The sequence below is a fragment of the Rhodanobacter thiooxydans LCS2 genome (assembly GCF_000264375.1).
Taxonomy (GTDB): domain Bacteria; phylum Pseudomonadota; class Gammaproteobacteria; order Xanthomonadales; family Rhodanobacteraceae; genus Rhodanobacter; species Rhodanobacter thiooxydans.
In genome coordinates, this window is sequence record NZ_AJXW01000009.1 from 22,733 (window position 1) to 36,108 (window position 13,376).

Here is a 13,376-nt window from a genome sequence, read left to right on the forward strand (position 1 = left end):
TCCTTCGGATGTTCCCGATAGTCTGCGGCTATCGGGTTGGCGACCCGCCAGCAGCTATCATGCGCGGTCCGATGAACGACACCCACTCGACCGCCAACGATTCCGCCGGTTCCGGCCTACACGGCCTGCGCGGCCAGCTGGAGACGGTATGCAGCCGCGATTTCGGTCGCCTGCTGGGCCGCTGGCGTGCGCTGTCGCGCCGTCCCGATGAAGACAAGCTGGCGTCGCTGCGCGCGGATATCGAGCGTTCCGCGGCCAAACGTCGCGCCCGCGCCGCGGCCAAGCCGCCGATCCGGCTGGACGAGTCGCTGCCGATCAGCGCGCGCGGCGAAGACATCGTGAAGCTGATCCGCGAGCATCAGGTGGTAGTGATCGCCGGCGAGACCGGTTCGGGCAAGACCACCCAGTTGCCGAAGCTGTGCCTGGCCGCCGGCCGCGGCGAGGCCGGCATGATCGGCTGCACCCAGCCGCGCCGGCTGGCCGCGCGCTCGGTGGCGCGCCGCGTGGCCGAGGAACTGGGCACGCCGCTGGGCGAGGTGGTGGGTTTCCAGGTGCGCTTCAACGACCAGGTGTCCGAGCGCACTCTGATCAAGTTCATGACCGACGGCATCCTGCTCGCCGAGACCCAGGGCGACCCGTGGCTGTCCGCCTACGACACCCTGATCATCGACGAGGCGCACGAACGCAGCCTCAACATCGACTTCCTGCTCGGCTACCTGAAACGATTGGCGACCAAGCGGCCGGAACTGAAGATCATCGTCACCTCGGCGACGATCGACACCGCGCGCTTCGCCGAACATTTCGACGGCGCACCGGTGGTGGAGGTGGAGGGGCGCGCGTACCCGGTGGAGCTGCGCTGGCGGCCGGTGGATATCCCTGTAGGAGCGCACCCTGTGCGCGATGCTCCTGGCGCGGATGTGGCGAAGAGCCATCGCGCACAGGGTGCGCTCCTACAGGCTCGTCGCGATATGCAGCAGGGCAGTGCCGAGCACATCGCCGCGGTGCTCGACGAGATCACCCGCGACGATCCGCGCGGCGACGTGCTGGTGTTCCTGCCCGGCGAGCGCGAGATCCGCGACGCGCACCAGCTGTTGTCGCGCCGGCAATACCGCGAGACCGAGATCCTGCCGCTGTACGCGCGGCTTTCCGCCGGCGACCAGGATCGCGTGTTCAAGCCCGGCGTGAAGCGCCGCGTGGTGCTCGCCACCAATGTGGCCGAGACCTCGCTCACCGTGCCGCGCATCCGTTACGTGATCGACACCGGCACCGCGCGGGTGAAGCGCTACAGCCAGCGCAGCCAGCTCGAACGGCTGCACGTGGAACCGATCTCGCAGGCGGCGGCCGACCAGCGCAAGGGCCGCTGCGGCCGCGTCGGCCCGGGTATCTGCTACCGCCTCTACGACGAGGCGGATTTCGCCGGCCGCGCCGCATTCACCGACCCGGAGCTGCTGCGCTCGTCGCTGGCCAACGTGATCCTGCGCATGCTGGCGCTGAAGCTGGGCGAGGTCGACGAGTTCCCGTTCCTGGAGGCGCCCGACCCGCGCGTGGTCGCCGACGGCTTCCGCCGGCTGACCGAAATTTCCGCGATCGACGAAGCGCGCAAGCTCACCGCGATCGGCCGCAGCCTGGCGCGTCTGCCGATCGACGTGCAGCTGGCGCGCATGCTGGTCGAGGGCGAGCAGCTGCATGCCCTGCGCGAGCTGCTCGTCATCGTCGCCTTCCTCAGCATCCAGGACCCGCGTGAGCGCCCCGCCGATGCACGCCAGCAGGCCGACGCTGCACATGCCGCGTTCGCCGATCCGAAGTCCGATTTCGCCGGCGTGCTGAACCTGTGGCGCACCTATCATGACGCGCACGAGGAACTGACCCAGTCGAAACTGCGCGACTGGTGCGGGCGGCATTTCCTCAGCTTCATGCGTATGCGCGAATGGCGCGAGCTGCACCGGCAGTTGCTGCTGGTGGTGGAGGAGCTGGGGTGGAAGCTGGACGGACAGCTGCAAGCTGCACGCCCTGCTCCTCCCCCTGCGCGCAGGGGGAGGTTGGCGACCGGAGGGAGTCCTTCAGGTGAAGGGGGTAGAGCTCTTCGCGTCGCGGCACAAGATCAAAAGCAAACCCCTCCCCAAACCTCCCCTGCGACCGAAGGAAGTCCCTTTGGGGCAAGCAGGGGAGGGGGCGAGAGCGAGGCCGAGGCCGAGCGTCTTCATGAATCAGTCCATCGCTCTTTGTTGGCCGGCCTGCCCACCCAAGTCGGCCGCAAGGACGAAAAGGGCGTCTACCAGAGCACGCGCGAGCGCAAGTTCCAGCTGTTCCCCGGCTCGGCGCTGGCCAAGGCGCCGCCGAACTGGGTCTTCTGCGCGCAGATCCTTGACGTGGGCGGGCGCGTGTGGGGCATGATGAATGCGCGGGTCGAGCCGCTGTGGATCGAGCAGCAGGCCGCGCACCTGCTGCGCACACATTGCCGCGACCCGCACTGGTCGAAGAAGCGCGGCTGTGTGGTGGCGTACGAACAGGTCAGCCTGTTTGGCCTGGTGCTGGTGGAGAAGCGGCCGGTCACCTTCCAGCAGCAGGACCCCGCGCTGGCCCATGCGATTTTCCTGCGCGAGGCACTGGTGCGCAGCGACATCGACACGAAGGCGGATTTCGTGCGCGCCAACCAGCGCGTGCTGGAGGAAGCGCTGGGCATCGAGGCGAAGCAGCGTCGCGAAGGGCTGATCCGCCACGAGGACGAGCTGGTCGCGTTCTTCGAGGGCAAGCTGCCGCAAGACATCGCCAGCAGTCGTGCGCTGGACGCGTGGTATCGCAAGGCCCGTCCGGCCGAGCAGGCGGCGCTGCGCTGGTCGCTGGACGACGTACTGGTCGGCGGCACCGGGCTGGATGCGAAAGCGTTCCCCGCAGTGCTGGAGATTCCACCGCAGAGGTATAAGCTCGAATACCGCTTCGTCCCCGGCGACGAGGCCGACGGTGTCACCCTGCAGCTGCCGCTGGCGATGTTGAACGCACTGCCGCCCGCGCGCTGCGAATGGCTGGTGCCCGGCCTGCTGGCCGACAAGGTGGCCGAGCTGATCCGCGGCCTGCCGAAAGCCTTGCGCCGCAACTTCGTGCCGGCGCCGGATTTCGCGCGTGCCTTCGTCGAGGCTGAATCGCCGCGCGACGAACTGCTGGCGAAGGCGCTGGCCGCGTTCCTGAAACGCACCACCGGCGTCGACATCACTGCCGGCGAATTCGCCGGCGTCGAACTGTCGCCACACTTCCTGATGCGTTATCGACTGCATGACGAGCGCGGCAAGACCCTGGCCAGCGGCCGCAACCTGGCCGCCTTGCGCGGGCAGTGGGAAGGCCAGGCGCGCGAGGCATTCTCGCGCAAGACCGATATCGAGCTGACCCGCGAAGACGTGGCCAGCTGGGATTTCGAGGCGATCCCCGCGCAGGTGCGTTCCGATGGCGGCCTCGCCGCGTTTCCGGCGCTGGTTGACCTGGGCGAGACGGTGGCGCTGCGCGTGTTCGAGCGCAGCGACGAGGCGCGCACGGCGCATGCCGCCGGCGTGGTGCGGCTGCTGCGCAATGCGCTGGCCAGCGAGGCGAAGCAGGCGCGCCGGCGATTGCCGATCGGCAACGCGCTGGCGCTGAAGTACGCACCGCTGGGCGGCGTGGATAGTCTGCGCGAGGACCTGCTCGAAGGCGGCTTCGCCGACCTGCTGGCGCACCACGAGCTGGACGTGCGTAGCGCCGGCGCGTTCGAGGCGCTGCGCACGCAGTGCTCGCGCGAATTGTTCGGCGCCGGCGTCGAGCGGCTGAAACTGGCAGAACCCGTGATCGACGCGCAGGCCGAGCTGAAGCCGTGGCTGGAGCCGCCGCTGCTGGGCTTCGCCCGCGCCAGCTACGACGACCTGCGCGAGCAGTTCGACGCGCTGCTGGTGCCCGGTTTCCTGCGCGAGCTGCCGCCATCACGGCTGGCGCACTACCCGCGCTACCTGAAGGCGATGCGCCTGCGTGGCGAACGGCTGCGCCAGGACCCGGCGAAGGACCAGCAGCGCCTGCTGCAGGTGCTGCCGTACTGGCGCGCGTACCTGCAGCAGCGCGCCGCCGGCGCCGATCCGGCCGGTCTGGACGAGTTGCGCTGGCTGATCGAGGAGTGGCGCGTGTCGCTGTTCGCGCAGGAGCTGAAGACCGCCGAACCGGTCTCGGCCAAACGCCTGGCCAGGGCGCTGGCGGCGCTGGGCTGAGCGATACGGCGTCCATGCGCCGCAGGAGCGGGCTGGCGCCAGCGTCGGGTCGGCTGCTCGGAGCTTGTGAAGAAAACCACTTCCTGTGGTTTTCTTCTGTCGCGAGTCTGGTACGCGCCCGGACTCGCTCACATGAAACAGTCACTGGCGTGACTGTTTCATGTCCAGCCATCGGGCAACCGCGCCCTGCGTTGCCTCAACTCGGGCATCGGGCAACTGCTCCTGCGTTGCCTCAACTCGGGCATCCATGCCCTCGCCATGCCCTTGCCATGCCCTTGCCATGCCCTCGCCGTGGCCGGTCTGAGAGTTTGAAAAATCACAAGCTCTCAGCGCGTCCGCCGCACGTGCACGCTGCCGTTGCAGCCATCCACGTACATCAGCCAGCTGTCGAACAGCGACGGCTTGATCTTGACCGCCGGGTTGTCGGCGCTCATGCAGACGGGTGCGTCCGAGCCGGTCTGCTTCCACGACTGGCCATTGTCCAGGGTGAATTCGTCGTGGCCGTGCCAGCCGCTGAAGTGCCCGACCAGGCGGGCGTTGAACTTGCTGCGCTTCTGCTTCGGTTCGTAGAACACCGGCTGGCCGCTGGTGTCGACCATCTTGGTGGTGGTCTTGCCGTGCTGGCGTAGCCAGTCGTCGAGATTCTGCAATTCCTGCGCCGACAGCTTGTCCAGCCCGGCGGCCTTGAATTCGGTGGCGCTCATGCGCTGTTGCAGGCCATCGGCCTGTTGCGCCTGCGCAGACAGGCAAGCCAGCGACAGCGCCAGCAGCAGCGGCAAGCGCGGGTGGCGGGGACGGATCGGCATGGGCGCATCCTCGGGGCAGCGGAAGGGAAGTGCCGATTCTGCGCGGTAGGATGGCCCTGCGCCAAGGGGAGCAGGGCGATTTGCCCCACGACGGTCGGCGCGGCTGCGGCTACCATGAGGCGGCAATACCCGAGCTGATCTTCCATGGCCCCGATCGTCGAACCCTCCAGTTTGTCCCGCTGGCGCGAGCATGCCGGCACCGTGTTGCCGGCACTGGCCGAGCCGCTGGAGGCCTGCACCACCCGTGCGGTGAACCAGGTCGAATGCGCCGACGTGCTGGAGCTGCTGGGCATGCTCGGTTGCGACGCGCAGACCCAGGCGGCGGCGCTGTGGTTCGAGCTGGCCCGGGTCGACCCTGCGCTGTGGGCGCAGCGTCGCGCGGCGTTGCCGGCCGAACTGCAGCGACTGGTCGACGGCCAGCAGGCAGCCGAGCAGGTGTGGGCGCTGCACGCGCAGCGGCCGCCGCAGGGCGCGGCCGAGGGTCTGCGCCGGCTGCTGCTGGCGATCGTGCGCGACCTGCGCGTGGTGTTCGTGCTGCTGGCGCGGCAACTGGCGCGCATGCGTGCAGCGCCGGCGCTGCCGGAAGACGAGCGGCAGGCGCTGGCACGGCTCACCCGCGACATCCACGCGCCGCTGGCGAACCGGCTCGGCATCTGGCAGCTGAAGTGGGAGCTGGAGGACCTGGCGTTCCGCTACCTGCAGCCGGACACCTACCGCCGCATCGCCAACCTGCTCGACGAGCGCCGCACCGACCGCGAGGCGTTCATCCGCGATGCGCTGGACGAGCTGCAGCGCGCGCTGGCGGTGGCCGGCATCCAGGCCGAGCTGGCCGGGCGGCCCAAACACATCTATTCGATCTGGAAGAAGATGCAGCGCAAGTCGCTGGACTTCTCCGACCTGTATGACATCCGCGCGGTGCGCGTGCTGGTCGACAGCATCACCGACTGCTACGCCGCGCTGGGCGTGGTGCACGCGCTGTGGCCGCACCTGCCGGGCGAATTCGACGACTACATCGCGCGACCCAAGGCCAACGGCTACCAGTCGCTGCACACTGCGGTGATCGGGCCGGAGGGCAAGACGCTGGAAGTGCAGATCCGCACCCACGCCATGCACCGCGCCAACGAACTGGGCGTGGCCGCGCACTGGCGCTACAAGGAAGGCGGCAGCGCCGACGCCGAGTTCGAGGCGAAGATCGCCTGGATGCGCAAGCTGCTGGAGCCGCGCGGCGAGGACGACAGCGCGCTGGCCGCCGAGCTGCAGACCGAGCTGCTGGAAGACCGCGTCTACCTGCTGACCCCGAAGGGCGAGGTGGTCGACCTGGCGCGCGGCGCCACCGTGCTGGATTTCGCCTACCTGGTGCACACCGAGGTAGGCCACCGCTGCCGCGGCGCCAAGGTCAACGGGCGCATCGTGCCGCTGACCTTCCAGCCGCAGAGCGGCGACCGCGTGGAGATCCTCACCGGCAAGCTGGCCGAGCCCAGCCGCGACTGGCTGTCGCCGCACCACGGCTATCTCAACACGGCGCGGGCGAAGGAGAAGGTGCGCGCGTGGTTCCGCAAGATCGCCCACGACGCCAACCTCGCGGTGGGGCGCGGCATGTTCGAGCGCGAACTGAAGCGGCTGGCGCTGACCAACGCGGACGTGACCAGACTGCCGGCGCACTTCCACCTGAAGAACCACGACGAGCTGCTGGTGGCGCTGGCGCTGGGCGAGGTCACGCCGGGGCAGATCGCCCGCGTGCTGCAGGAGGCGGCGCAGCCGCCGGAGCCGCCCGCGGTCACCCAATCGGGTACGCCGGTAGCCTCGCGCCACGCCACGCTCGACCATAGCGCGCTGCGCATCGAAGGCATCGGCAACCTGCTGACCACGCTGGCGCGCTGCTGCCAGCCGCTGCCCGGCGACCCGGTGCGCGGTTTCGTCACCAAGGGCCGCGGCGTCTCCGTGCATCGCACCGATTGCAGCAGCCTGGCGCGGCTCGCCGCACGCGATCCGGACCGGGTGATCGAGGTGAGCTGGGGCAACGCCGCGGCGCAGGCCTACGAGGTCGACATCGAGTTGCGTGGCTACGACCGCAAGGGCCTGCAGAAGGACGTCACCAGCGTGGTCAGCAACGCCGGCACGCACATCATCGCTTCGTCCAGCCGGCTGTTCGTGCACACCGGCGAGGTGGAGATGCGCTTCACCCTGCGCGTGCGCGACTTCGAGCAGCTGTCCACCCTGCTCGGCAAGCTGTTGGCGCTGCCCAACGTGCTCGACGTGCGCCGGGTCGGCACCGGCTGAATGACCGCGCAATGCTGGCCGGCGGACGAAACGGCGCCGGTGGCCGGATGTTAAACTGCAGCGTCAGCCTGCACAGCCACGAACCATGAGCGGACGCCGCGACCACCACGACGCACATCCACCGACGCGCACCGAGCCCACCCTGGGCGACCTCGGTCGACTGGATGCGCCGCCTGCGCCGGCCGCGGAGCCGCTGCCGCCGGTTCCGTCCGAACCGCGCCGGCAGCGCTGGGAGGGCGGTCCGCGGCGGCACCGGCGGCATCGCCGCGGCGGGTGGGCGTGGTTGTTGCTGCTGCTGGCGCTGGCGGCGGTCGGCATGCTCTGGCTGAACCAGAACCGCCTGCGCGGGATGGTGCCGCGCACCGACTTCAACACGGTGCTGACACAGGCCCAGCAGGCCTTGCAGGATGGCCGTCTGGACGGCCAGAACGGCACCAGCGCGCGCGAGCTGTTCCAGGCCGCGGCGGCACTGGAACCGGACAATGATCGCGCCCGCGACGGCCTGCGTCAGGTTGGCCAGGCCATGCTGGCGCAGGCCGACGCCGCGCTGCAGGCCGGCCAGCTGGCCCAGGCCACGCAGCAGGCGACCGTGGCCCGCGAACTGCTCGGCGGCGGCAGCGACATCGACCGGCTCGACCGCGCGATCGCCGCTGCCCGCGCCGCGCAGGTGCACACGGGGGATCTGGTCGACCAGGCGCAGCAGGCGCTGGCCGCCGGCAAACTGGATGGCCCCGAAGGAGCCGGTGCGCTGTACCAGCGCGTGCTGCGCGCGGACCCCGGCAACGCGGTGGCCGCACACGGGCTCGACCAGGTCGGCAACGCGCTGGCGGTGCAGGCACGCGCGGCACTGGACGCGAAGGACGGCGCCACGGCCGACGCGCGCATCGAACAACTGGCCACGCTGCAGCCGAACAACGGCGCGCTGCCGGCGCTGCGCGCGCTGCAGGCGCAGACCCGCAAGCAGGACAACAGCGCGCTGGAGTCGGCGCTCGCTGCCGGCCAGGAAGCGCTGCGCGCCGGCCACATCGTCGGCAGCGGCGACGATACCGCGCTGGCCCGGTTCCAGGCCGCGCTGAAGCTCGATCCGGACAACGCCCAGGCGCGCGACGGCCTCGGCAGGGTGGCGCAGGCGCTGACCGTGCAGGCCAATGCCGCGCTCGATGACGGCGACACCGCGCAGGCGGCGAAACTGCTCGAGCAGGCGGCCGAACTGGCGCCGCGATCGGCCGACCTTGCCGCGGCGCGGGCACGGCTGGACAAGGCGTCTGCGCCGGCACCCTCACCGGCACGCCCTGCGGCGGCGGACCGGGCGTCGACGCCGGAAGCCCCGGTGGCCGCGCCGGCCGTGTCGCCGCAGCAGCACGAAGCGGTGGCGCTGCTGGTGCAACGCGCACAGCTGGCCGCGAACAACGGCAACATCCTGATGCCGCCCGGCGACAGCGCGTACGACCTGTACCGCAGCGCGCTGGCGATCGACGGCAACGACGCGGCGGCGCTGCACGGCCTGCAGGCCCTGCCCGGGCGGGTCGAGGGCCAGTTCAACCAGGCGCTCGCCGCCGGCGACCTGGGCAAGGCCGGCGACCTGCTGGCGAGCTTCGCCGAACTGGCGCCGGGCAACGCCGCGCAGGGTGCGCTGGGCAACCGGCTGGCCGGCGCATGGCTAGACCAGGCCGAGCAGCAACTGGCGCATGGCGACCGCAGCGGTGCCGGCCAGTCGCTGCAGCGCGCGCGCAAGCTGGCCCCGGCCAACCCGCGCGTGCTCGACCTGGACGTGCGCCTGCGGCGTGGCGGGTGAGCGCCGCATGACGGTACTGGTGTTCGGCGCCAGCAGCCAGATCGGCCACTTCCTGTTGCCGCGCCTGCTCGCCAGCGACGAGTCGGTGCTCGCGCTGAGCCGGCAGCCGCGGTCCGTGCAGGCCGGAGTGACCTGGCTGCAGGGCACGCTGCCCGATCGCGTGCCGGCCGTGCCGCCGCTGTCGGCGATCGTCAGTTTCGGCCCGCTGCAGAAGCTGGCCGACTGGCTGGCGCAGGCCAGCCTGCCCGATGCGCCGCGGGTGATCGCCACCAGTTCGATGAGCGCCGAAACCAAACGCGATTCCAGCGTGCCGGCCGAACGCGCCCTCGCGCGCCAGCTGCGCGACGGCGAGGCCGCGCTGGCCGCTGCCTGCGAGTGGCACGGCTGTGCCTGGACCGTGCTGCGGCCCACCCTGGTCTACGGCGCCGGGCTGGACAAGAGCCTCAGCCCGATTGCCCGCCGCGCGATGCGGCTGCGGTTGTTCCCGCTGCCGTCCGGGCGCGGCCTGCGCCAGCCGGTGCATGCCGACGACATCGCGCAGGCGGTGCTGGCTGCGCTGGAATGCCCGGCGGCGGCCGGGCGGATCCTGCCGATCGGCGGCGGCGAGCGGCTGCGGTCCGGGGAGATGTTCGCGCGGGTGCGCCGCAGCCTGCCGTGCGCCACCGTGCCGTTGCCGCTGCCCGGCTGGTTGCTGCGGCTGGGTCAGCGCGCCTTGCCGCCGCTGCGCGGCCCGCTGAGCCGGCTGGACAGCGACCTGGTCGCCGACAACGGCGAATTGCAGCGCCTGCTCGGCATTCACCCCCGCCCGTTCCGGCCCGAAGCTGCGATGTGGCAGCCGCCGCGCTGACGGCGCGCCGCTTGCCCGCGTTTCGCCCGAAAACCGCCCGCCGCGTTCATATGCCCGCCGGGTAGCAGGCCCTATGATCCAACCACTTGATAGCCGGATTCCCCCGCGTTGGCCTTCTTGACCCGTACTCGCGCCCTGGCGCGCCGCAGCTGGCCGTGGTTGCGCATCCCGTTCTGGATCGGCATGGGCCTGCTGTTCGGCTTCGTGCTGCCGTACACGCTGGTGCTGAACAAGCGGGTGCAGGACCGTTTCAACGAGCTGGTGTTCGCGGTGCCCACCCGGGTCTACGCGCGGCCGCTGCCGCTGGCGGCCGGCACGCCGATGACCAGCGCTGCGCTCGAACTGGAGCTGACCTTCGCCGGCTACAGCAACGACGGCAAGGGTCAGGTCGCCGGCAGCTGGGTGAAGCAGGGCGCGCGCTACACCATCGCCTCGCGCGGCTACGCCGGCCCGGACGGCGGCGAGCTGCCCAAGCGCATCCGCGTCACGCTGGGCCGGGGCGTGGTGCAGTCGGTGCAGGACGCGGCCAGCGGCAAGCCGATCGAGCTGGCCCACCTGGACCCGGCGCGCATCGCCACGCTGTACGGCGCCAGCCAGGAAGAGCGCCGCTTCGTGCGCCTGACCGACGTGCCGCCGCTGCTGGTCAGCGGCCTGCAGGCGGTCGAGGACCGCGACTTCAACCACCACATCGGCATCGACGTCAGCGCGATCGCGCGCGCCGCGTTCGCCAACCTGCGTGCCGGGCACACCGTGCAGGGCGGCTCCACGCTGACCCAGCAGCTGGTGCGCAACCTGTTCCTCAGCCGCGAGCAGAACCTCACGCGCAAGATCAACGAGGCGCTGATGTCGCTGCTGCTGGAGGCGCACTACAGCAAGGGACGCATCCTCGAGGCCTACGTCAACGACGTGTTCCTCGGCCAGCAGGGCGGCCAGGCGGTGCACGGCTTCGCGGCGGCGTCGGAGTTCTACTTCGGGCGCCGGCTGGAAGACCTGCGGCCGCAGGAGATCGCGCTGCTGGTGGGCATGGTGAAGGGGCCGAGCTACTACGACCCGCGCCGCTCGCCGCAGCGCGCGCTGGCCCGGCGCAACCTGGTGCTGCAGGAATTCTTCGATACCAACCTGATCAGCGCCGGGCAGCTCAATGTCGCACAGGCCGCGCCGCTGGACATCGTCAAGAACGGCCAGCTGCCGCACAACCGTTTCCCCGCCTTCATGGACCTGGTGCGCAAGCAGATCACCGCCGACTTCGACGAGCAGGCGCTGCGCGAGGGCAAGCTGTCGATCTTCACCACGCTGGATCCGGCCGCCCAGCTGTACGCCGAGCGGGCGATCACCGACAGCCTGAAGGGCCTGGGCAAGCGCGGTGACGGCGTGCAGGCGGCGGCAGTGGTGACCAGCGCGCAGACCGGCAGCGTGCTGGCCGTGGTCGGCAGCAAGACGCCGGGTGAGCAGGGCTTCAACCGCGCACTGGACGCGCGCCGGCCGATCGGTTCGACGATCAAGCCGTTCGTCTACCTGGTGGCGCTGACCCAGCCCGAGCGCTGGAACCTGGCCAGCCTGATGGACGACGGCCCGGTCAGCATGCGCCAGCCCGACGGCAGCTACTGGACGCCGCAGAACGACGACCACCGCAGCCACGACCCGCTGATCATGGTCGATGCGCTGGCGCATTCGTGGAACCTGGCCACCATCCACCTCGGGCTGCAGGTCGGCCTGCCGCGCATCCAGGCGTTCCTGAAATCGTTCGGCATCGGCGACATCAACCCCAGCCCGTCGTTGCTGATCGGCGCGCAGGACCTGGCGCCGCTGCAGCTCACCCAGCTGTACCAGTACCTCGCCGCCGACGGCCATGCGCTGCCGCTGGTGGCGGTGCGCGGCGTGCTCGACGGCAACGGCCGCACGATCAAGCGCTACCAGGTGCAGGGCGGCCCCGGCGAGTACCAGGACGCGGTGCGGCTGACCACCTGGGCGATGCAGCAGGTGGCCGAGTACGGCACCGCCAGCGCGCTGGGCAATTCCGCGCTCGCCTCGCTGCACGCCGCCGGCAAGACCGGCACCAGCAACGATATGCGCGACAGCTGGTTCGCCGGCTTCACCGGCGAGCACCTGGCGGTGTTCTGGATGGGTCGCGACGACAACAAGCCGACCACCCTGTTCGGCGCCAGCGGCGGCCTGCGCGCCTGGCGTGAGCTGTTCGCCAGGCTGCCGACCCGGCCATTGTCGGCCGCCCCCGGCGCAGGGCTGGAGATGGCCTGGATCAACCCGTCCAGCGGCAGGCGCACCGAACCGCAGTGCGCGGGCGCGCAGCAGGTGCCGGTGATCGCCGGCACGGTGTCGGCCGACACCGAGGGCTGTTTCTGGCAGGGCATCCAGAGCCTGTTTGGCGGCAGCAACGGCCCGCCGCCCGCTGCCGCCGGCGCCGCCTCCACCGCACCCGACTTACCGAACGGAAACTGATCATGCAGTACCTGGGCAAAGCTTCTTCCCTGTGGTTGGCCGCGGGCCTGCTGGCCGGCTGCGGCATGTTCGCCACCACGCCGCCGCCGGAAACGCGCCCGTCGGCGCCGGCTCATGACCAGGTGGCCGCGATCCGCGCCGCCGGCGACCGCGAGAAGTCGGTCATCGACGTGAACCCGTTGCGCGATCCGGGCATCAGCTCGCTGCAGGACACCGCCCGGCGCGACGAGCAGGCCGGCAAGTACGCCGACGCCGCAGCCATGCTGGACCAGGCGCTGAAGCTCAACCCGGAGTCGCCCGACCTGCTGCAGGAGCGCGCGGAAGTGGCGGTGCGGCTGAAGGACTTCTCCGCTGCCGAGAGGCTCGCCCACAAGTCGTGGTCGCTCGGCCCCCGGCTGGGCCCGCTGTGCGCGCGCAACTGGCAGACCATCGTGGAGATGCGCCTGCAGGCGCGCGACGCGGCCGGCGCCGACACTGCGCGCAAGTGGGTGGCGCAGTGCCACAAGCCGGGCATTCCGCGCTATTGAGTTTGTCGTGCGCGGACCCCGCGCAGTGGGTGGGTGTCAGAACAGCGCCACCAGCACCAGCACGATGCCCGCGATGCTCGCCGCCCAGATCAGCGTGCGCAGGTACGGTATGCCGGCGGCGTAGGCCGGCACGTAGGCTACGCGCGCCCAAAAGTAGAGCTGGGCGCCGAGTACGGTGAGGTGGTCGTGGCGCTGCAGCAGCTGCGCCACGAGCACCACGGCGACGAAGAACGGGAACGTCTCCAGAAAATTCGCGCTGACGCGCTGCAGGCGGCCACCCACGCCGCTGAGCGGCGGCTTCACTTCGTCGCGGGGACTCGCGGCCCAGCCCAGTCCGCGCTGGGCGACCGTGCAGGTGGCGGCAAGCGCGACCTGCAGCAGACCCAGCACCACGCTCCACATCAGCATGCACAGTTCGGTCGTCATCGCGCTACTCCCCTG

General features: G+C 70.6%; 8 protein-coding genes. 6 read left to right on the plus strand and 2 right to left on the minus strand.

Features of this window, described 5'->3' with window-relative positions; translation table 11 throughout:
- Window positions 1-59 precede the first annotated feature (59 nt).
- Entirely contained in the window at window positions 60-4,223 is a 4,164-nt protein-coding gene (gene hrpA / locus UUA_RS02295; protein ID WP_008433914.1) for an ATP-dependent RNA helicase HrpA, read from the plus strand.
- Between the two features lie 326 nt (window positions 4,224-4,549).
- Here the strand turns inward: hrpA and UUA_RS02300 are convergent, their stop codons facing one another.
- Window positions 4,550-5,029 carry a hypothetical protein gene (locus UUA_RS02300; RefSeq protein ID WP_008433917.1) on the minus strand — a complete coding sequence of 160 codons (480 nt, stop codon included), beginning with the start codon at window positions 5,027-5,029 and terminating at the stop codon, window positions 4,550-4,552.
- Window positions 5,030-5,173: 144 nt separating this feature from the next.
- Between UUA_RS02300 and UUA_RS02305 the strand changes: the two genes are divergently transcribed.
- The 5 genes from UUA_RS02305 to UUA_RS02325 all read left to right on the plus strand — a co-directional run bounded on the left by UUA_RS02305 (window position 5,174) and on the right by UUA_RS02325 (window position 12,935).
- Window positions 5,174-7,309 (plus strand): RelA/SpoT family protein, encoded by a 2,136-nt coding sequence (locus UUA_RS02305; RefSeq protein WP_008433918.1) that lies wholly within the window; start codon window positions 5,174-5,176, stop codon window positions 7,307-7,309.
- A gap of 85 nt (window positions 7,310-7,394) precedes the next feature.
- On the plus strand, window positions 7,395-9,104 hold the full coding sequence (locus UUA_RS02310) for a tetratricopeptide repeat protein (protein ID WP_008433921.1): 1,710 nt from the start codon (window positions 7,395-7,397) through the stop codon (window positions 9,102-9,104).
- A gap of 7 nt (window positions 9,105-9,111) precedes the next feature.
- The gene (locus tag UUA_RS02315; RefSeq protein ID WP_008433923.1) at window positions 9,112-9,951 is read left to right on the plus strand and encodes an SDR family oxidoreductase; all 840 of its coding nucleotides are present in this window, start codon (window positions 9,112-9,114) and stop codon (window positions 9,949-9,951) included.
- A gap of 108 nt (window positions 9,952-10,059) precedes the next feature.
- Window positions 10,060-12,408, plus strand: coding sequence for a penicillin-binding protein 1B (gene mrcB, locus UUA_RS02320; RefSeq protein ID WP_008433924.1), 2,349 nt, complete (start codon window positions 10,060-10,062; stop codon window positions 12,406-12,408).
- A 2-nt stretch (window positions 12,409-12,410) separates the two neighbouring features.
- Window positions 12,411-12,935: a tetratricopeptide repeat protein gene (locus UUA_RS02325; protein WP_008433926.1), complete on the plus strand. Its 525-nt coding sequence runs from the start codon at window positions 12,411-12,413 to the stop codon at window positions 12,933-12,935.
- A gap of 36 nt (window positions 12,936-12,971) precedes the next feature.
- On the opposite strand, the gene UUA_RS02330 is transcribed toward UUA_RS02325, so the two are convergent.
- Window positions 12,972-13,361 carry an MAPEG family protein gene (locus UUA_RS02330; RefSeq protein WP_008433928.1) on the minus strand — a complete coding sequence of 130 codons (390 nt, stop codon included), beginning with the start codon at window positions 13,359-13,361 and terminating at the stop codon, window positions 12,972-12,974.
- Window positions 13,362-13,376: the final 15 nt, after the last annotated feature.

What these genes read in the sequence shown, in the direction of transcription:
- hrpA (WP_008433914.1), top strand. Translation starts at nt 60, where the DNA reads ATGCGCGGTCCGATGAACGACACCCACTCGACCGCCAACGATTCCGCC.
- UUA_RS02300 (WP_008433917.1), bottom strand. Translation starts at nt 5,029, where the DNA reads ATGCCGATCCGTCCCCGCCACCCGCGCTTGCCGCTGCTGCTGGCGCTG.
- UUA_RS02305 (WP_008433918.1), top strand. Translation starts at nt 5,174, where the DNA reads ATGGCCCCGATCGTCGAACCCTCCAGTTTGTCCCGCTGGCGCGAGCAT.
- UUA_RS02310 (WP_008433921.1), top strand. Translation starts at nt 7,395, where the DNA reads ATGAGCGGACGCCGCGACCACCACGACGCACATCCACCGACGCGCACC.
- UUA_RS02315 (WP_008433923.1), top strand. Translation starts at nt 9,112, where the DNA reads ATGACGGTACTGGTGTTCGGCGCCAGCAGCCAGATCGGCCACTTCCTG.
- UUA_RS02325 (WP_008433926.1), top strand. Translation starts at nt 12,411, where the DNA reads ATGCAGTACCTGGGCAAAGCTTCTTCCCTGTGGTTGGCCGCGGGCCTG.
- UUA_RS02330 (WP_008433928.1), bottom strand. Translation starts at nt 13,361, where the DNA reads ATGACGACCGAACTGTGCATGCTGATGTGGAGCGTGGTGCTGGGTCTG.